General features: G+C 70.5%; 16 protein-coding genes. 14 read left to right on the forward strand and 2 right to left on the reverse strand.

Annotated elements, in window-relative coordinates; genetic code table 11:
• The first annotated feature begins 148 nt into the window (after positions 1-148).
• Positions 149-1,045 carry a mycobacterial-type methylenetetrahydrofolate reductase gene (locus BN972_RS15530; RefSeq protein ID WP_036360989.1) on the forward strand — a complete coding sequence of 299 codons (897 nt, stop codon included), beginning with the start codon at positions 149-151 and terminating at the stop codon, positions 1,043-1,045.
• Here BN972_RS15530 and lppM read toward each other — a convergent pair.
• On the reverse strand, positions 1,042-1,686 hold the full coding sequence (gene lppM, locus BN972_RS15535; protein ID WP_036360991.1) for a lipoprotein LppM: 645 nt from the start codon (positions 1,684-1,686) through the stop codon (positions 1,042-1,044). The two genes, BN972_RS15530 and lppM, sit on opposite strands and share 4 nt — an antisense overlap.
• Positions 1,687-1,808: 122 nt before the next feature.
• Positions 1,809-2,411, reverse strand: a complete 603-nt coding sequence (locus BN972_RS15540) for a GNAT family N-acetyltransferase (RefSeq protein ID WP_036359471.1) — start codon at positions 2,409-2,411, stop codon at positions 1,809-1,811.
• A gap of 271 nt (positions 2,412-2,682) precedes the next feature.
• Here BN972_RS15540 and BN972_RS15545 point away from each other — a divergent pair, with 271 nt between their 5' ends.
• The 13 genes from BN972_RS15545 (at position 2,683) to BN972_RS15605 (ending at position 19,214) form a co-directional block, all read left to right on the forward strand.
• Positions 2,683-3,084, forward strand: coding sequence for a DUF3040 domain-containing protein (locus BN972_RS15545; protein ID WP_036359473.1), 402 nt, complete (start codon positions 2,683-2,685; stop codon positions 3,082-3,084).
• Positions 3,085-3,484: 400 nt separating this feature from the next.
• Positions 3,485-3,916 (forward strand): division/cell wall cluster transcriptional repressor MraZ, encoded by a 432-nt coding sequence (mraZ, locus tag BN972_RS15550; RefSeq protein ID WP_036359475.1) that lies wholly within the window; start codon positions 3,485-3,487, stop codon positions 3,914-3,916.
• Positions 3,891-5,075, forward strand: coding sequence for a 16S rRNA (cytosine(1402)-N(4))-methyltransferase RsmH (gene rsmH / locus BN972_RS15555; RefSeq protein ID WP_390176221.1), 1,185 nt, complete (start codon positions 3,891-3,893; stop codon positions 5,073-5,075). Before mraZ ends, rsmH begins: the two co-directional genes overlap by 26 nt.
• Positions 5,072-6,199, forward strand: coding sequence for a hypothetical protein (locus BN972_RS15560; protein ID WP_080696856.1), 1,128 nt, complete (start codon positions 5,072-5,074; stop codon positions 6,197-6,199). Before rsmH ends, BN972_RS15560 begins: the two co-directional genes overlap by 4 nt.
• Positions 6,196-8,178, forward strand: coding sequence for a peptidoglycan D,D-transpeptidase FtsI family protein (locus BN972_RS15565; RefSeq protein WP_080696857.1), 1,983 nt, complete (start codon positions 6,196-6,198; stop codon positions 8,176-8,178). Before BN972_RS15560 ends, BN972_RS15565 begins: the two co-directional genes overlap by 4 nt.
• 121 nt (positions 8,179-8,299) lie before the next feature.
• Entirely contained in the window at positions 8,300-9,835 is a 1,536-nt protein-coding gene (locus tag BN972_RS15570) for a UDP-N-acetylmuramoyl-L-alanyl-D-glutamate--2,6-diaminopimelate ligase (RefSeq protein WP_036359481.1), read from the forward strand.
• Complete coding sequence (locus tag BN972_RS15575) at positions 9,832-11,346, forward strand: UDP-N-acetylmuramoyl-tripeptide--D-alanyl-D-alanine ligase (protein ID WP_036359484.1); 1,515 nt, start codon at positions 9,832-9,834, stop codon at positions 11,344-11,346. Before BN972_RS15570 ends, BN972_RS15575 begins: the two co-directional genes overlap by 4 nt.
• A complete protein-coding gene (gene mraY / locus BN972_RS15580; protein WP_036359486.1) occupies positions 11,343-12,422 on the forward strand; it encodes a phospho-N-acetylmuramoyl-pentapeptide-transferase in 1,080 nt (359 codons plus the stop codon). The genes BN972_RS15575 and mraY overlap by 4 nt, the downstream gene beginning before the upstream one ends.
• 1 nt (position 12,423) lies before the next feature.
• Positions 12,424-13,875, forward strand: a complete 1,452-nt coding sequence (gene murD, locus BN972_RS15585; RefSeq protein ID WP_036359488.1) for a UDP-N-acetylmuramoyl-L-alanine--D-glutamate ligase — start codon at positions 12,424-12,426, stop codon at positions 13,873-13,875.
• A gap of 5 nt (positions 13,876-13,880) precedes the next feature.
• Positions 13,881-15,542, forward strand: a complete 1,662-nt coding sequence (gene ftsW / locus BN972_RS15590) for a putative lipid II flippase FtsW (protein WP_036359490.1) — start codon at positions 13,881-13,883, stop codon at positions 15,540-15,542.
• Positions 15,539-16,738: an undecaprenyldiphospho-muramoylpentapeptide beta-N-acetylglucosaminyltransferase gene (gene murG, locus BN972_RS15595; protein ID WP_036359492.1), complete on the forward strand. Its 1,200-nt coding sequence runs from the start codon at positions 15,539-15,541 to the stop codon at positions 16,736-16,738. The genes ftsW and murG overlap by 4 nt, the downstream gene beginning before the upstream one ends.
• A complete protein-coding gene (gene murC / locus BN972_RS15600; protein WP_036359495.1) occupies positions 16,735-18,207 on the forward strand; it encodes a UDP-N-acetylmuramate--L-alanine ligase in 1,473 nt (490 codons plus the stop codon). Before murG ends, murC begins: the two co-directional genes overlap by 4 nt.
• Before the next feature lie 32 nt (positions 18,208-18,239).
• Positions 18,240-19,214 carry a cell division protein FtsQ/DivIB gene (locus BN972_RS15605; protein ID WP_036360995.1) on the forward strand — a complete coding sequence of 325 codons (975 nt, stop codon included), beginning with the start codon at positions 18,240-18,242 and terminating at the stop codon, positions 19,212-19,214.
• Positions 19,215-19,255 lie beyond the last annotated feature (41 nt).

Raw genomic sequence — 19,255 nt, forward strand, 5'->3', positions numbered from 1 at the left:
AGGTCTCTGGCCCGACAGTGTATGCCGAGCCCTGACCGGTCGCCCCTATGCTGTCGTGGTGGCTCGCGATGACGGTCGGCGGGCTCAGTCCGGGGGGATTTGCGCGGCGTGGCGCGTCAGAATGCAGGACGGCAGGGAAGAGGAACCGGTGACGCTCAACACCATCGCGCTGGAGCTGGTGCCGCCGAACGTGGCCGGGGGTTTCGAGAAGGCGTCGGACGACGCGGCCAAAGTGGTGCGGTACTCGGCGGAGTTCGGCCTGGCCGGGCGCATTCGGCACGTGATGATCCCGGGCATGATCGCCGAGGACGACGATCGCCCGATAACGATGCAGCCCAAGCTGGATGTGCTGGACTTCTGGTCGATCATCCGTCCGCAACTACCTGGGATCAACGGCCTGTGCACCCAGGTCACCGCCTTCATGGACGAGGCCGCCCTGGCCGAGCGGTTGGCCAAACTGTCCGCCGCCGGGATGGAGGGCGTGGTATTCGTCGGGGTGCCGCGCACCATGAACGACGGCGAAGGCTCCGGTGTCGCACCCACCGACGCGTTGTCCATCTACCGCGATGCGGTGGCCAACCGCGGCGTGATCCTCATCCCGACCCGGGAGGGCGAACAGGGCCGGTTCGACTTCAAGTGCAATCAGGGCGCTACCTACGGCATGACGCAGCTGCTGTACTCCGACGCCATCGTGGGCTTCCTCGCCGACTTCGCCAAAAACACGGATCACCGGCCCGAGATCCTGCTCTCGTTCGGGTTCGTCCCGAAGATGGAGGCCCGCGTCGGACTGATCAACTGGCTGATCCAGGACCCGGGCAATGCGGTGGTCGCCGAGGAACAGGAGTTCGTCAAGAAGCTGGCCGCCAGCGAGCCCCCCGAGAAGCGGCGGATGCTGGTCGACCTGTACCAGCGCGTGGTGGACGGCGTGGCCGAGCTCGGATTCCCGTTGAGCATTCATTTCGAGGCGACGTACGGCGTCTCCGCACCGGCGTTCGAGACTTTCGCCGAGATGCTCGCCTACTGGGCGCCCGACCAGCAGGCCTAGCCCGACGACTGGTCGGTTGGCGCGGTGAACCGGGGCGAACGGTCCCGGCTCGCCCAGGCCAGCATCGCCACCACGCCCGCGGCGGCGAACGACGCGATGCCCAGCCAGATGCCCGCCCCGGTGAACGACCGGGTGTTGGGATCGGTGTAGCGAGCCTGGGCGGTCATGGTGCTCACCACGCCTGGCTTCAGCTTCCACTGCACGACTTCGGGCTCGATCCGGTCCCCGTTGGTGGAGGTGACCGTGCCTGGGAACGCGATGGTCAGTTCGATCTCGGCTTCGGAGTCGGTGAGCGAGGTCAGGTCGGCGCGGCCTTCCAGGATCACCATGTTGCCGTTGCGGCGCAGTGACAGATTGACCCCTGACGCATCGGGGTTCATGTGCGCGAGCTGCGGCAGTTCGGCAAAGGTCAGATCGGAGAAGACCGCCTGCGAGCCCACATAACCGTCGCTGTCGTAATTCGACACCGCGACCTTCTGGCTGAACGGCAGGTTCGTGTCGAGCTGCGGCCCGGTGTCGCGATTGCTCTTGGGCTTTGCCGCCGCGATGATCTCACCGGACACCAGGTCGTCGGGAGAGATGGTCAGCGAGGCCCGCACCCGCAGGCAACCGCTGGCCAGCGGAACGAGCATCAACAGCATCAGGATCGCCAGGACCCGGCGGCTCCGTCGCGCGGAAACCGTCCGGGCTGATTGCGTGGGAGAGCTGGCGCGCACCAGGTCATCGTGCCAGACCCGAAGCGCGGATCGCGTGAGCCGTCCGGTCACAGCGGCAACGCGCGGCCCAGAATCGCGAAAGCCCGCGGGTCGCCGGCGAAATAGTAGCCGCGGATCACGTCGGTGAAGCCAAGCCGGCGGTACAGCCGCCACGCCCGGTTGGCTTCGCCGTTGTTCTCCGGGGTGGACAGCAGCACATTGTCTTCCCGGCGGCCGGCCAGCAGGCGCCTGGCCAGGCCCTCGCCCAGCCCACGGCCCTGCGCCCGCGGGTGGATGTGCAGCTCGGTGAGTTCGAAGTAGCTGGTCATCAACCGGTCGATCGCGTGCTGCGGGAAACCGCTGCGCTGCAGGCCCAGCACCACCTGCTGCTGCCACCACTGGCCGGGTGCGCCCGGGTAGCCGTAGGCGATGCCGACGAGCGGGGCCTTGCCCAACTCCGTGGCCGACGGCGGCTGGGCGGCATCGTCGCCCGCCACTTCGACCGCGGCAACCGCCTGCCAGCCGGGCCGGCGGGTGTGCTCGAGCCACATGCTGGCGCGCTGATTCTCCGTGCCCTTGGGATAGCGCATAGCGTCGACGTACACGCCCAGCGCTTCACCGAGCCGGCGCTGCATCTCGTTCGCCGGAAAATCGATGAGGAAGGTCGCCAATCGCGTTGTCCTCCTCGGGTAGGCAAATGGCGCCCGGTCGGGCTTGGGCAAGTTCTTAGTATCGGACCCAGTATCTGACGAAGCCGTCGCGCTGCGACGGGCGGTCGTGTCCTGGCCCGTGGCACTGCACGCCGATCCAGCCGCGATAGAATCGCCTGCGAATCAGTGGTACGGCGCAGATGGACCTCGTATCATTGGTATTAATTGCTCTACAACGGGCATCCGCGTGCTATCAGTGGCTACGGGACAGTGTTTCGGCAAGGAGGGACGAATGCCACTCTCCGATCATGAGCAGCGAATGCTCGATCAGATCGAGAGCGCTCTCTATGCCGAGGATCCGAAGTTCGCCTCGAGCGTACGTGGCGGAGGTTTCCGCGCGCCCACCGCGCGACGCCGACTGCAGGGCACCGCGTTGTTCGTCGTCGGCCTGGCGATGCTTGTCTCCGGGGTGGCCTTCAAAGCCACGATGATCGGAACCTTTCCGATCCTCAGTGTGCTCGGTTTCGTCGTGATGTTCGGCGGCGTCGTGTACGCCGTCACCGGTCGCCGGCTGTCCGGCCGCCCGGACACCGGAACCACCGCGGGCCCGTCGCGCCCGCGCCGGTCCAAGGGTTCGGGTGGAACGTTCACCAGTCGCATGGAAGACCGGTTCCGTCGGCGCTTCGACGAATAACCTTTCCGGTACCGAATAGCGGGGCAGCCCAACGGCTGCCCCGTTTTGCTTTGCGAGTCCTCCCCGTCGATTGCGCGCCGATGCCAGCGTTGCAGGCTCGGCCCGCCTGACACGCGCGCCGGGCCACGCTTAGCCAACTCGTGGCGCATTCGTAGCGCACTTGTGTCCATCGCCCCCCACCGCGCCCCACTCCGACCACAGGGCCCGAAATGTGCCTCTGAAGTGCGCTTTTGTGTGCACCCGGGGAAGCGCCGCTCCAGCCTGAATGGGTCGACCCGCGACGTGTCGTGGGGGAACGGCACTCTGAGACGCGCGGAGGGGGTAGTTATGGGGCGAAGTGGGGGACTGTGGGGTATGGTGGCCGAAGTGTTTGGGTGACAAGCAAGTCGGAGGTGCCGCAGTGTTTCTCGGCACCTACACGCCCAAGCTCGACGACAAGGGGCGGCTAACGCTGCCGGCCAAATTTCGCGACGCATTGGCAGGGGGGTTGATGGTCACCAAGAGCCAAGATCACAGCCTCGCCGTCTACCCGCGCGCGGAGTTTGAGCAGTTGGCGAGGCGAGCCAGCAAGGCGCCGCGCAGCAACCCGGAGGCGCGGGCATTTTTGCGAAACCTCGCCGCCGGCACCGACGAGCAGCACCCCGACGGGCAGGGGCGCATCACGCTGTCGGCCGACCACCGGCGCTATGCCGGCCTGTCCAAGGATTGCGTGGTCATCGGTGCGGTCGACTATCTCGAAATCTGGGATGCCCAGGCCTGGAACGACTATCAGCAACTCCATGAAGAGAACTTCTCCGCGGCCAGCGATGAAGCACTCGGCGACATCTTCTGAGGTGCATGCCTGTGCACCGTGGTCTCTGCCCGAACCGACCCTGGCGTACTTCCCCAACGCCAGGTGCGTCTCGGACAGGGGCCTCGGTGCACGGGCGAGCCGCCAGCTAGGCCGTACCGGCCGGGGAGGGGTCAGGATGCCTAACCCCGACAATCCGCGTTCCGGCGCAGGCGATTTCGGTCACGTGCCGGTGTTGGCGCAGCGATGCGTTGATTTGCTGGCGCCAGCGCTGACCCGGCACAGTCCCGATGGCGCCGGGGCGGTACTCGTCGACGCAACCCTCGGCGCCGGCGGGCACGCCGAGAGATTCCTCACCGAGTTACCCGGGCTGCAATTGATCGGACTCGACCGCGACCCGAGCGCCCTGGCCATCAGCCGAAACCGGTTGGCTCCCTTCGGTGATCGGGTCACCCTGGTGCATACCCGCTACGACGGCATCTCCACGGCGATCGCCGAATCCGGTTTTCCCACAACCGAATCAGTCGACGCCGTGCTGTTCGATCTCGGGGTGTCCTCGATGCAGCTGGACCGCGCCGAGCGGGGGTTCGCCTACGCCAAGGATGCGCCGCTGGACATGCGGATGGACCCGTCGGCACCGCTGACCGCCGCCGACATCGTCAACACCTACCCCGAGGCCGAGCTGGCCGACATCCTGCATCGATACGGCGAGGAGCGGTTCGCCCGCCGGATCGCCGCGCAGATCGTCCGCCGCCGCGCTCGCGCGCCGTTCACCTCGACCGCCGAGCTGGTGGCGCTGCTCTACGAGGCGATCCCGGCGCCGGCCCGGCGCACCGGCGGACACCCGGCCAAACGCACCTTCCAGGCGCTGCGCGTCGCGGTCAACGACGAGCTGGAGTCGTTGCGGGGCGCCGTTCCCGCCGCGCTGGACGCGCTGGCAGTGGGGGGGCGCATCGTGGTGCTGTCCTACCAGTCGCTCGAGGACCGGATCGTCAAGCGGGTGTTCGCCGACGCGACGGCCTCCCGCACCCCGCCCGGTCTGCCGGTCGAACTTCCCGGCCATGGGCCGCGATTCACCTCGTTGACGCGTGGAGCGGAGCGGGCTGACGCGGCCGAGACGGAACGCAATCCGCGCAGCGCCCCGGTGCGGCTGCGCGCGCTGCAACGAGTCGAGCGGGAAAACGGGAAGGCGAAAGCATGAGCACAAAGCGCGAGGCGACGAAGCGCCGCGAGAGCGAACGGCGCGCTCGTCGCGCCGGCGTGCGTACCGCCGCCGATCCGTCGTCTCGGCGGGGCCGCGCCCACGCCCGCAAGTCCACCGCGCCGGCACGCGAGGCCCGGGCGCCGAGGTCGGCTCCGCAGACCAGTCCGATGGCCCGGCCCGTCGACCGGCCGGCCCGGCCCAAGAACGCCAGCCAGGCCAAGGCCCGCGCCAAGGCGCGTAAAGCAAAGGCGCCCAAGGTCGTTCGCGCCAAGCTGTCCGAACGGCTGGCCATCCGGCTGGCACAGATCGACCTGCGGCCGCGCACGTTGCTGAGCCGGGTTCCGTTCGTCGTGCTGGTGATCGGGTCGCTGGGCATCGGTCTGGGCCTGACGCTGTGGCTGTCCACCGACGCCGCCGAACGTTCCTACCAGCTCAGCCACGCCCGCGAGCGCACCCGCATGCTGCAACAGCAGAAAGAGGCGCTCGAGCGCGACGTGCGCGAGGCGGAGTCCGCACCGGCGCTGGCCGAAGCGGCCCGCAAGCAGGGCATGATCCCGACCCGCGACACCGCCCACCTGGTTCAGGCGCCCGACGGCAACTGGGTGGTGGTGGGCACACCCAAGCCGGCCGACGGCGTGCCGCCGCCGCCGCTGAACACCAAGCTGCCCGATGAGGGGCCGCCCCCACCGCCCAAGCCGCCGGTGACGCCGCCGGAGGTGGCGGTCCGGGTGATGCCGGCTCCCGGTGACCCAGCACCGCCCGCCCGTACCGGCCCGCAGGTGCTGCTGCGCGGACCCGACGGATCCTCGACGCTGGGCGGTACGCAACTGCCCGCCCAGGCGCCCGGCCTGCCCGCTCAGGTGCCTGGCCTGCCCGCCCAGGCACCGGTGGTGCTGGACCCGCTGCACGGGGTTCCGGTGCAACTGCCCCCGGTCCAACTGCCCCCGGTCCCGGCCCAGGTCCCGATTCAGGCAGTACCGCCGGTAGCCGCGCCGACACCCGGATTGCCCACCGGCCCGAGCATTCCCGATGTACACGGGGTAGTCCCGCTGCCAGCCACCGGCGAACAGGTCGTCCCCGTTGCGCCGGCGGCACCCGCGGTGCCCGGGATCCCGCGATGAGCCGCGACCCCCGCCGGGCGGCTCCGGAGCGCCGCGCCCGTAAACCGCGTGCCGCCCAGGACCCCGGGCGGGCCAAGCCATCCCGTAAACCGAAGCAGGACAAATCGATTCGAGCCTCCGGCACGGCTCACTCGGCCCGGGAGCGGCGCACTCGTCAGGCGGTGGAGGTGGCGAGCCGGGGCGCGTCGTTCGTCTTCCGGCATCGGGCCGGCAACGCGGTCATCGCCGTGTTGATGGTCGTGGCCGTCAGCCAATTGTTCTACCTGCAAGTGTCCAACGCGCCGCAGCTCAACGCCCAAGCCGCGGGCCAGCTCAAGGTCACCGACGTCGAACGCGCGATCCGCGGCGCGATCGTCGACCGCCACAACGACCGGTTGGCCTTCACCATCGAAGCGCGCGCCTTGACCTTCCAGCCCAAGCGAATTCGCCAGCAGCTGGACGAGGCCAGGAAGAAGTCGCCGCACGCGCCGGACCCGCAGGAGCGCCTCAAGGACATCGCCAAGGAAGTCGCGGGCAAGCTGAACAACAAGCCGGACGCCGCGGCGCTGCTCAAGAAATTGCAGAGCAACGAGACCTTTGTCTACCTGGCCCGCAACGTCGATCCCGCCATCGCACACGCGATCTCGGCCAAGTTCCCCGAGGTCGGCTCTGAGCGTCAGGACCTGCGTCAGTACCCCGGCGGGTCGCTGGCGGCCAACATCGTCGGGGGCATCGACTGGGACGGGCACGGCCTGCTCGGCCTGGAGGACTCACTGGACGCGGTGCTGGCCGGTACCGACGGATCGGTCACTTACGACCGCGGGTCCGACGGGGTGGTCATCCCCGGCAGCTACCGCAACCGGCACAAGGCCGTGCACGGCTCCACCGTCCAGCTCACCCTCGACGACGACATCCAGTTCTACGTCCAGCAGCAGGTGCAGCAGGCCAGGAATGTCTCGGGTGCCCACACCGTGTCGGCGGTCGTGCTGGACGCCAAGACCGGTGAGGTACTGGCGATGGCCAACGACAACACCTTCGACCCGTCGCAGGACATCGGGCGCCAGGGCGACCGGCAACTGGGCAATCTGCCGGTGTCCTCCCCGTTCGAGCCGGGTTCGGTGAACAAGATCATCACCGCGTCGTCGGTGATCGAATACGGGCTGAGCAACCCCGACGAGGTGCTGCAGGTGCCGGGCACCATCTCGATGGGCGGCGTCACCGTGCACGACGCATGGGAACACGGCGTGATGCCCTACACCACGACCGGTGTGTTCGGTAAGTCGTCCAACGTCGGCACGCTGATGCTGGCGCAGCGGGTGGGACCCGAACGCTTCTACGACATGGTCCGCAAGTTCGGGCTCGGTCAGCGCACCGGCGTCGGCCTCCCCGGCGAGAGCGCGGGCCTGGTGCCGCCGATCGACCAGTGGTCGGGCAGCACCTTCTCCAATCTTCCTATTGGCCAAGGTGTTTCGATGACACTGCTGCAGATGGCGGGCATGTACCAGGCCATCGCCAACGACGGGGTCCGCATCCCGCCGCGGATCCTTAAGGCCACCATCGCCGCCGACGGCACGCGCACCGAGGAAGCCCGGCCCGAAGGCGTGCGGGTGGTCTCCACCCAGACCGCCCAGACGGTCCGGCAGATGCTGCGCGCGGTCGTGCAGCAGGACCCGATGGGCTACCAGCAGGGCACCGGCCCGGCCGCCGCGGTCCCCGGCTACCAGATGGCCGGCAAGACCGGCACCGCGCAGCAGATCAACCCCGGCTGCGGGTGCTACTTCGACGACGTCTACTGGATCACCTTCGCCGGCATGGCCACCGTCGACAATCCCCGCTACGTCATCGGCATCATGATGGACAATCCGCAGCGCAACGCCGACGGCACGCCGGGACACTCGGCGGCGCCGCTGTTCCACAACATCGCGGGCTGGCTGATGCAGCGCGAGAACGTGCCGCTCTCACCTGACCCGGGACCGCCGCTGACCCTGCAGGCGATGTAGCGCAGGCGCGGTCCCGCAGGCGCGGGAAAACACCGGCCCGATGGTGGCTGGGTAGGGTGTCAAAGCTGATCCAAGCCGATAATGGCGTTTCGCTCAGCGTCGGACGGGAGGTGATGACGCAGTGGCAGCCGTGCCCACGGATCTGCGTCCCAGCGCCGGCGCGGGCGTGTCGCTGGCCGCCCTGGCCGCGCAGGTCGGCGCCGTGTCCGCGCACAGCGGCACCGTCACCGATGTGCCCGTCACCGGCGTGACGTTGCGGGGCCAGGATGTGCGGCCCGGTGACCTGTTCGCCGCCCTGCCCGGGTCGGTCACCCACGGTGCCCGCCATGCCGGCGCGGCGATCGAACGCGGCGCCGTCGCGGTCTTGACCGACGCCGAGGGAGTCCTCGAGATGGGTCCGCACGCCGACACCGTGCCGGTCCTTGTGCACCCCGCACCGCGCGGCGTGCTGGGCGGTCTGGCTGCCACGGTCTACGGCCGCCCGTCCGACCGGGTCCGGGTCATCGGGATCACCGGCACCTCCGGCAAGACCACCACGACATATCTGGTCGAAGCGGGTCTGCGGGCCGCCGGCCGGGTCGCCGGGTTGGTCGGCACCATCGGCATCCGCATCGACGGCGCCGACATCCCCAGCGCGCTGACCACCCCGGAGGCCCCCGCGCTGCATGCCATGTTCGCGGCGATGGCCGAACGCGGGGTGGACACCGTGGTAATGGAGGTGTCCAGTCACGCGCTGACCCTCGGGCGGGTGGACGGCACCGAATTCTCCGTCGGCGCCTTCACCAACCTGTCGCGCGACCACCTCGATTTCCACCCGAGCATGGAGGCCTACTTCGAGGCCAAGGCGGCGCTGTTCGATCCCGCCTCCGCGTTGCGGGCGCGCACCGTCGTGGTGTGCGTCGACGACGACGCCGGGCGGGCCATGGCTGCCCGGGCCGGTGACGCGATCACCGTGAGTGTCACCGATCAGCCCGCGCACTGGCGCGCCGTCGACGTCGCACCCAGCGGTGCCGCCGGGCAGGAGTTCACCGCCATCGACCCCGCCGGTGCACACCACCGCGTGGCGATCAACCTGCCCGGGCACTACAACATTGCCAATTCGCTTGTGGCGCTGGCGATTCTGGATGCCGTCGGGGTATCCCCGGAGCAGGCGGCGCCGGGTCTGCGTCAGACCCGGGTTCCGGGGCGCCTCGAACAGGTGGACCGTGGTCAGGATTTCCTGGCCCTGGTCGACTACGCCCACAAACCGGGGGCGCTACGCGCCGTGCTGACCACCCTGGCCCGGCCGGGCCGCCGGCTGGCCGTGGTGTTCGGTGCCGGCGGCGACCGCGACCCGGGCAAACGGGCACCGATGGGCGCGGTGGCCGCCGAACTCGCCGACCTGGTCGTCGTCACCGACGACAACCCGCGCAGCGAGGATCCCGCCGCCATCCGCCGCGAGATCCTGGCCGGCGCCGCCGGTGCGCCGTCGGTGGTCGAGATCGGCGACCGCCGCGAGGCCATCCGGCACGCGGTCGCCTGGGCCGGGCCCGGCGATGTAGTGCTGATCGCCGGCAAGGGCCACGAGACCGGTCAGCGCGTCGGCGACCAGACCCGCCCGTTCGACGACCGGGTAGAGCTCGCGCAGGCGCTACAGGCCCTACAGGGCCGCCGATGATCGACCTGACCATCGCCCAGATCGCCGACATCGTCGGCGGCATCCTGTCCGACATCTCCCCGGACCTTGCCGCGGCCACCCGCGTCACCGGCACCGTCGAGTTCGACTCGCGCGCCGTTGGTCCGGGCGGGCTGTTCCTGGCGCTGCCCGGCGCCCGCGCCGATGGACATGACCACGCGGCCTCGGCGGTGGCGGCGGGTGCCGTCGCGGTGCTGGCCGCCCGCCCGGTCGGGGTGCCCGCCATCGTGGTCGCCCCGCGTGCCGCAGCCGACGACCGGGCCGGCGTGCTCGAGCACGACGCCGACGGATCGGGCGCGGCGGTGCTGGCCGCGCTGGGCAGGCTGGCCCGGGCGGTCGCCGTCGAACTGGTGGCCGGCGGCTTGACGATCATCGGGATCACCGGCTCGTCGGGCAAGACGTCGACCAAGGACCTGGTGGCCGCGGTGCTGGCCCCGCTGGGCGAGGTGGTGGCACCCCCCGGATCGTTCAACAACGAGCTGGGTCACCCCTGGACGGTGTTGCGGGCCACCCGCGACACCGACTACCTGATTCTGGAGATGTCGGCGCGGCACCCCGGCAATATCGCCGCGCTGGCCGAGATCGCACCGCCGTCCATCGGCGTAGTCCTCAACGTCGGCACCGCACACCTGGGCGAGTTCGGCTCCCGCGAAGCCATCGCTCGCACCAAATCCGAACTGCCGCAGGCTGTTCCGTCGTCCGGGGTGGTCATCCTCAACGCCGATGACCCGGCCGTGGCGGCGATGGCGCAGGTGACCGCGGCCCGGGTGGTCCGGGTCAGCCGCAGCGCCCAGGGTGACGTCTGGGCCGGGCCGGTGACGCTGGACGAGCTGGCCCGGCCGCAGTTCACCCTGCACGCCGGTGACCAGCAGGCCGACATCCGGCTCGGGGTATACGGCGACCACCAGGTCAGCAACGCAATGTGCGCCGCCGCGGTCGCGCTGGAATGCGGCGCCGGCATCGATCAGGTGGCGGACGCGCTCGCCGCGGCGGGACCGGTGTCGCGACACCGGATGCAGGTCACCACCCGCGCCGACGGGGTGACCGTGATCGACGACGCCTACAACGCCAACCCCGACTCCATGCGGGCCGGATTGCAGGCGCTGGCATGGATTGCGCGCGGCGGCTCGGACCCCGCCGCGGCGGGCCGCCGCAGCTGGGCGGTGCTGGGCGAGATGGCCGAGCTCGGGGACGACGCGATATCCGAGCACGATCGCGTCGGCCGGCTCGCGGTGCGATTAGATGTGTCTCGACTCGTTGTCGTGGGAACCGGGAGGCCGATGAGCGCCATGCACCAGGGAGCTGTGATGGAGGGCTCCTGGGGGAGTGAGGCCGTCAGCGTGCCGGACCGCGACGCCGCCTTGGCGCTGCTGCGCGCCGAGCTGCGGCCCGGGGACGTGGTGCTGGTCAAGGCGTCCAACTCCGCCGGTCTTGGGGCGCTGGCCGACGCGCTCGTCGCGGCGGGCGCCGACCAGGAGGCGGCAGGCCAGTGAGACAGATCCTGATCGCCGTCGCCATCGCGGTGACCGTGTCCATCCTGCTCACCCCGGCGCTGATCCGGCTGTTCACCAGGCAGGGCTTCGGCCACCAGATCCGTGAGGACGGCCCCCCGACCCACCACAGCAAGCGCGGCACCCCATCGATGGGCGGGGTGGCGATCCTGGCCGGCATCTGGGCGGGCTACCTGGGCGCCCACCTCGCCGGGCTGGCGTTCGACGGTGAGGGCGTCTCCGCCTCCGGGCTGCTGGTTCTGCTGTTGGCGACCGCGCTGGGCGGTGTCGGATTCATCGACGACCTGATCAAGATCCGCCGGTCGCGCAACCTGGGCCTGAACAAGACGGCCAAGACCATCGGGCAGATCAGCGCCGCCGTCCTGTTCGCGGTGCTGGTGTTGCAGTTTCCCAATAACGCCGGGCTGACCCCGGCCAGCGCGGACCTGTCCTATGTGCGCGAGATCGCCACCGTGACGTTCGCGCCGGCGGTGTTCGTCCTGTTCTGCGTCATCGTGGTCAGCGCCTGGTCGAACGCGGTGAACTTCACCGACGGGCTGGACGGACTGGCCGCGGGCTGCATGGCCATGGTCACCGGCGCCTACGTGCTGATCACCTTCTGGCAGTACCGCAACGCCTGCGTCACCGCGCCGGGCTTGGCCTGCTACAACGTGCGCGACCCGCTGGACCTGGCCCTGATCGCCGCCGCCACCGCCGGGGCCTGCATCGGCTTTCTGTGGTGGAACGCCGCGCCGGCCAAGATCTTCATGGGTGACACCGGGTCGCTGGCGCTGGGCGGCATCATCGCCGGGCTGTCGGTGACCAGCCGCACCGAGATGCTCGCCGTCGTGCTGGGTTCGCTGTTCGTTGCCGAGGTCACCTCGGTGGTGGTGCAGATCCTGGCCTTCCGTACCACCGGCCGCCGGGTATTCCGGATGGCCCCGTTCCACCACCATTTCGAGCTGGTCGGCTGGGCCGAAACCACGGTGATCATCCGGTTCTGGTTGCTCACCGCGATCACCTGCGGGCTGGGGGTCGCCCTGTTCTACGGTGAGTGGCTTTCCACGATCGGCGCCTGACGTGCTCAACCCCTTGGCGCCCGGCGCGCCGGTGCTGATCGCCGGGGCGCGGGTGACCGGCCGCGCGGTGCTGGCCGCCCTGACCCGGTTCGGTGCCGTGCCGACGCTGTGCGACGAGGATCCCGCGATGCTGGCCCCGCACGCCGACAACGGCGTGGCAACGCTGGACCCCGCGGCCGCGGCCGACCGGATCGCCGAATTCGCGCTGGTGGTGACCAGCCCCGGCTTCCAGCCGACCACGCCCGTGCTGGCCGCCGCGGCCGCGGCGGGCGTGCCCATCTGGGGCGACGTCGAGCTGGCCTGGCGACTGGACGCGGCCGGCCACTTCGGGCCGCCACGGCGCTGGCTGGTGGTCACCGGCACCAACGGCAAAACCACCACCACCTCGATGCTGCACGACATGCTGGTGGCCGGCGGATTACGCAGCCTGCTGTGCGGGAACATCGGCGACCCGGTGCTCGACGTGCTGGACCAGCCCGCCGATGTGCTGGCCGTGGAACTGTCCAGCTTTCAGTTGTTCTGGGCACCGTCGCTGCGGCCCGAGGCAGGCGTGGTGCTCAATATCGCCGAAGACCACCTGGACTGGCACCACACCATGGCCGACTACACCGCCGCCAAGGCACGGGCGCTGACCGGCCGGGTCGCCGTCGTCGGGCTGGACGACGCCCGGGCGGCCGCGCTGCGCGACACCGCTCCAGCCCCGATACGCGTCGGCTTCCGGCTCGGCGAACCGGGCGAGGGGGAGCTGGGCGTCCGCGGCGGGCAGCTCGTCGACCGGGCGTTCGCCGACCAGCTGCCGTTGCTTCCGGTTGCCTCGCTGCCCGTGCCGGGGCCGGTCGGCGTGCTCGACGCCCTGGCGGCGGCCGCGCTGGCGCGCAGCGTCGGGGTGCCCGCCGAGGCGATAGCTGAGGCGCTGGTCGCCTTTAAACTGGGCCGGCATCGTTCCGAAGTGGTGGCCGTCCTCGACGGCGTCACCTACGTCGACGATTCCAAGGCCACCAACCCGCACGCCGCCGAGGCATCCGTGCTGGCCTACCCCCGGGTCGTGTGGCTGGCCGGCGGCCTGCTCAAGGGCGCATCCGTGGACGCGGAGGTCTCCCGCGTCGCGTCGAGGCTGGTCGGAGCGGTGCTGATCGGCCGCGATCGCGCGCAGGTTGCCGAGGCGTTATCACGACACGCCCCCGATGTCCCCGTCGTACAGGTTGTTACAGGCGAGGATGTTGGGATGCATGCGACTGCTGAGGCTCTTGTTACAGATGTGACACAAGTGAATGACGGTGCTGAGACCATCGGTACTCGCGTGATGACCTCCGCGGTGGCTGCGGCCCGAGAGCTGGCCAAGCCCGGCGACACGGTGTTGCTGGCACCCGCTGGCGCGTCGTTCGACCAGTTCAGCGGATACGCCGCACGCGGCGACGCCTTCGCGGCCGCCGTACGCGCCGCGGCCCGGTAGGCGGGGTGGCTAAGGCATTCTCCCGGCTGCGTCGCCGGGACAAGGCAGACCAGGTGGGCGCGGCGCCCGAGGCCGACGCGTCGGTCGACGCGGCGCAGGCCGAAGCGGCGGCCCCCGAACCGGCCCCCGAGGAGGCACCCGAAACGGCCCCCGAGGCGCCCGCCGAGAAGGCGTCCGACAAAACACCGAAGCCCGAACGCGTCGGGCCGCGCACCCGCTTCGGCGCCTGGCTGGGCCGGCCCATGACGTCGTTCCACTTGATCATCGCCGTCGCCGCCCTGCTGACCACGCTCGGCCTGATCATGGTGCTGTCCGCCTCCGGGGTGCGCTCCTACGACGACGACGGGTCGGCGTGGGTGATCTTCGGCAAACAGGTGATGTGGACGGTCGTTGGCCTGATTGGCTGCTACGTCGCGCTGCGGATGTCGGTGCGGTTCATGCGGCGCATCGCGTTCACCAGCTTCGCGTTCACCATCGTGTTGCTGGTCCTGGTGCTCGTCCCCGGAATCGGCAAGGAAGCCAATGGCTCCCGCGGGTGGTTCGTGATCGCCGGATTCTCCATGCAGCCCTCCGAGCTGACCAAGATGGCGTTCGCGATCTGGGGCGCGCACCTACTGGCCGCCCGGCGCATGGAGCGGGCCTCGCTGCGCGAGATGCTGATCCCGCTGGTCCCCGCCGCGATCGTGGCGCTGACGTTGATCGTGCTGCAGCCCGACCTGGGCCAGACGGTCTCGCTCGGCATCATCCTGCTCGGTTTGCTGTGGTACGCCGGATTCCCGCTGAAGGTGTTCCTCGCCTCGTTGGCGCTGGTCTTCGTCGCCGGCGGAATCCTGGCCGTGTCGGCTGGATACCGGTCCGACCGGGTGCGGTCCTGGCTCAACCCCGAAGACGACCCGATGGACTCCGGCTACCAGGCCCGCCAGGCCAAGTACGCGCTGGCCCACGGCGGCATCTTCGGTGACGGGCTGGGCCAGGGCGTGGCCAAATGGAACTATCTGCCCAACGCGCACAACGACTTCATCTTCGCGATCATCGGCGAGGAGCTGGGGCTGATCGGGGCTGTGGGTCTGCTCGGCCTGTTCGGGCTGTTCGCCTATACCGGCATGCGCATCGCGCGGCGCTCGGCCGACCCGTTCCTGCGCCTGTTGACCGCGACGACCACGCTGTGGGTGCTGGGCCAGGCGTTCATCAACATCGGCTATGTGATCGGGCTGCTGCCGGTCACCGGCCTGCAGTTGCCGTTGATTTCCGCGGGCGGCACGTCCACGGCCGCAACCCTGACCCAGATCGGCATCATCGCCAGTGCCGCCCGGCACGAACCGGAGGCGGTGGCGGCGCTGCGGGCCGGGCGCGACGACAAGGTGAATCGGTTGCTGCGGTTGCCGCTGCCCGAGCCGTACTCGCCGACTCGTCTCGAGGCGTTCCGCGACCGCAAGCGCCCGCACCCCAAGCCGGCTCCGCAGCCGGCCCGCCGAGGACCCCGGGAGGCGCCACGGCGGGCGGGCGGGCGGCCGCAGCCGGCGCTGTCGCGATCGGCGGAACGGTCCAACCGTCGATCTGGGGGTACCGCTCATTTGCGGGACAGGCAAAATGGAGCGGGTCAGCAGTACGCCGGCGCGCGCCGCAGCCGGCGCGTGCGCGCATTGGAAGGTCAGCGTTACGGGTGAATGACCAGGTCAGGCAATCGGCCGGCGGGCTAGGGGCTCATCCCCTGCCCGCCGGTGGCGCGTTATCGGTGGTCCTTGCCGGCGGCGGCACCGCCGGACACGTGGAGCCCGCGATGGCCGTCGCCGACGCTCTGACCGCGCTGGATCCGCGGGTCCGGATTACCGCCCTGGGCACCGCCCGCGGGCTGGAGACGCGCCTGGTGCCCGAGCGCGGCTACCACCTCGAGCTGATCACCCCAGTGCCGTTGCCGCGCAAGCCCAGCGGCGACCTGGCCCGGCTGCCGCCGCGGGTCTGGCGCGCGGTACGGGAGACCCGTGCGGTGCTGGACAACGTGCAGGCCGACGTCGTCGTCGGGTTCGGCGGCTACGTGGCGCTGCCGGCCTACCTGGCCGCCCGCGGATTGCCCGGGGGTCGGCGCCGCCGCATCCCAGTGGTGATCCACGAAGCCAACGCGCGGGCCGGGATCGCCAACCGCGTCGGCGCGCGTACCGCCGACCGCATTCTTTCCGCGGTGCCCGATTCGGGTCTGCGGCGTGCCGAGGTGGTCGGGGTGCCGGTGCGGGCGACGATCACGGCCCTGGATCGGACCGCGTTGCGTGCCGAGGCCCGCGCTCACTTCGGCTTCGCCGACGACGCCCGGGTGTTGCTGGTGTTCGGCGGGTCGCAGGGGGCGGTGTCGCTGAACCGGGCGGTGTCGGCGGCCGCCGCCGACCTGGCCGCGGCGGGTGTGTCCGTGCTGCACGCGCACGGCCCGAAAAACACCCTCGAGTTGCGCGCCCCCGAACCCGGTGACCCGCCCTACGTCGCGGTGCCCTACCTGGACCGGATGGACCTGGCGTACTCCGCCGCCGACCTGGCCATCTGCCGGTCCGGGGCGATGACGGTGGCCGAGGTTTCAGCGGTCGGGCTGCCGGCCATCTACGTGCCGCTGCCGATCGGCAACGGTGAGCAGCGCCTCAACGCGCTGCCGGTGGTCAACGCCGGCGGCGGCATGCTGGTCGCCGACGCCGACCTGACGCCGGACCTCGTGGCGCGGGAGGTGGCTGGTCTGCTCACCGACGCGCCCCGGCTGGCGGCGATGACCGCGGCCGCGGCGCAGGTCGGACACCGCGACGCGGCCCAGCAGGTGGCTCAGGCGGCACTGGACCTGGCCCACCGGGTCCGGTCGGCCCGGGCACCCGGGGGCCGGCCGTGACCGCCGAGCAGTTGCCAGCCGAGCTGCAGCGGGTGCACATGGTCGGCATCGGCGGAGCCGGCATGTCGGGAGTCGCCCGCATCCTGCTGGACCGGGGCGGGCTGGTCTCGGGGTCGGATGCCAAGGAGTCCCGGGGTATCCACGCGCTGCGGGCGCGCGGCGCGCTGATCCGCATCGGTCATGACGCGTCGTCGCTGGATCTGCTGCCCGGCGGCGTGACCGCGGTCATCACCACCCACGCCGCGATTCCCAAGACCAACCCGGAGCTGGTCGAGGCCCGTCGTCGCGGCATCCCGGTGGTGTTGCGCCCGGCGGTGCTGGCCAAGTTGATGGCCGGACGGACCACCCTGATGGTCACCGGCACGCACGGCAAGACGACCACGACCTCGATGCTGGTTGTCGCGCTGCAGCACTGCGGGCGCGATCCGTCGTTCGCGGTCGGCGGCGAGCTGGGGGAGGCCGGCACCAACGCCCACCATGGCAGCGGCGACTACTTCGTCGCGGAGGCCGACGAGAGCGACGGCACACTGCTGGAATACACCCCGAACGTCGCCGTTGTCACCAACATCGAGTCCGACCACCTGGACTTCTACGGCAGCACCGACGCCTACGTCGGGGTGTTCGACTCGTTCGTGGAGCGGCTCGCCCCCGGGGGCGCCTTGGTGGTGTGCACCGACGACCCGGGTTCGGCGGCCCTGGCCCGGCGCACCGCCGAGCTGGGGATCCGGGTGCTGCGCTACGGGTCGGTGTCCGACGCGTCGGTGGCCGAGCCGCAGGCCGCGACCCTGGTGTCTTGGGAGCAGCGCGGCACCGAGGCGGTCGCGCACATCCAGCTTGCCGGCGAGGCGCAACAGCGGGTGATGCGGTTGTCGGTGCCCGGCCGCCACATGGCCCTAAACGCGCTGGCCGCGCTGCTGGCCGCCGTCGAAATCGGCGCGCCGGTCGACGACGTGCTGGACGGATTGGCCACCTTCGAAGGTGTGCGCCGCCGCTTCGAACTGGTCGGCACCGCGCACGGGGTGCGGGTGTTCGACGACTACGCCCACCACCCGACCGAGATCGCCGCCACCCTGGCCGCGGTGCGGGCGTTGGTCCAGCAGGGCGGCGGCGGCCGGTCCATGGTGGTGTTCCAGCCCCACTTGTATTCGCGCACAAAGGCTTTCGCTCCAGAGTTCGGTGCGGCGCTGAACGGCGCCGACGAGGTGTTCGTGCTCGACGTGTACGGCGCGCGCGAGCAACCGTTGGCCGGCATCAGCGGCGCCAGCGTCGCTGAACACGTCAGCGTGCCCGTCCACTACCTGCCGGACTTCTCAACGGTGGCGCGGCGGGTGGCCGCCGCCGCCGGTGCCGGCGATGTCGTCGTGACCATGGGCGCGGGCGACGTGACCCTGCTGGGCCCTGAGATCGTGACCGAGCTGCGGCTGCGGGCCAACCGCGGCGCGCCCGGCCGCCCGGGGGTTCTGCAGTGACCGAGCCTCCCGACGGTCAACCGACCGACCTGGTGGCGAACGGCCCGGCCGCCGAGCCGGCCGCCAAACCGGCGGGGGAGGCCGCCGAGGCGAACGCCGCCGACGAGTCGGCCACCGAACCGATCGCCACCGCGCAGACCCAGGACCAGGCCGAGCCGGAAACCGGTGAAGAACCCGCCACAGAAGAGGACTTCGAGGGTCCGCGCCGGCGTGCCCGCCGCGAGCGCGCCGAACGCCGCGCTGCTCAGGCCCGCGCCATGGCGATCGAACATGCCCGCCGCGAGGCCAAGCGCCGCGCCCGCGGCCACGTCCACACCGAGCCCAAACCCGTTGCGCGCGGGGTGGTTCGGGGGTTGAAGATGCTGCTGGCGACGATCCTGCTGCTGGTGGTCGGCGTCGGACTGGCGCTGATCCTCTACTTCACGCCGGCGATGTCGGCCCGCACCATCGTCGTCACCGGGACCGGCGTGGTGACCCGCGAGGACGTGCTGGACGCGGCGCAGGTGCGGATCGGCACGCCGCTGCTGCAGATCAACACCAACGACGTCGCCGACCGGGTGGCGGCCATCCGGCGGGTGGCCAGCGCGCGGGTGCAGCGGCAGTACCCGTCGGCGCTGCGGATCACCATCGTCGAGCGGGTCCCGGTGGTGGTGAAGGACTTTCCGGACGGCCCGCACCTGTTCGACCGCGACGGTGTCGACTTTGCGACCGATCCGCCGCCACCGGCCTTGCCCTATATCGAGGTCGAAAACCCCGGTCCCACCGATCCCGCCACCCTGGCGGCGTTGAAGGTGCTGATGGCGCTGCGGCCGGAGGTCGCGGGTCAGGTGGGCCGGATTGCGGCCCCGTCGGTGTCGTCGATCACTCTCACGCTGTCCGACGGGCGGGTGGTGATCTGGGGGACGACCGACCGGGCCGACGAGAAAGCGGAGAAGCTGGCGGCGTTGCTGACGCAGCCGGGCCGCACCTATGACGTGTCCAGCCCCGACCTGCCCACAGTTAAGTAGCGCAAGCAGACGCGAAAGCCCCATTTCGTGCCGAAATGAGG

It is taken from the genome of Mycobacterium asiaticum DSM 44297 (assembly GCF_000613245.1).
Taxonomy (GTDB): Bacteria; Actinomycetota; Actinomycetes; order Mycobacteriales; family Mycobacteriaceae; genus Mycobacterium; species Mycobacterium asiaticum.

Bases quoted from the DNA above. Each gene is read 5' to 3' on its own strand.
- lppM (WP_036360991.1), bottom strand. From the start codon at position 1,686: ATGCTGTTGATGCTCGTTCCGCTGGCCAGCGGTTGCCTGCGGGTGCGG.
- BN972_RS15545 (WP_036359473.1), top strand. From the start codon at position 2,683: ATGCCACTCTCCGATCATGAGCAGCGAATGCTCGATCAGATCGAGAGC.
- rsmH (WP_390176221.1), top strand. From the start codon at position 3,891: ATGAAGCACTCGGCGACATCTTCTGAGGTGCATGCCTGTGCACCGTGG.
- BN972_RS15560 (WP_080696856.1), top strand. From the start codon at position 5,072: ATGAGCACAAAGCGCGAGGCGACGAAGCGCCGCGAGAGCGAACGGCGC.
- BN972_RS15565 (WP_080696857.1), top strand. From the start codon at position 6,196: ATGAGCCGCGACCCCCGCCGGGCGGCTCCGGAGCGCCGCGCCCGTAAA.
- BN972_RS15575 (WP_036359484.1), top strand. From the start codon at position 9,832: ATGATCGACCTGACCATCGCCCAGATCGCCGACATCGTCGGCGGCATC.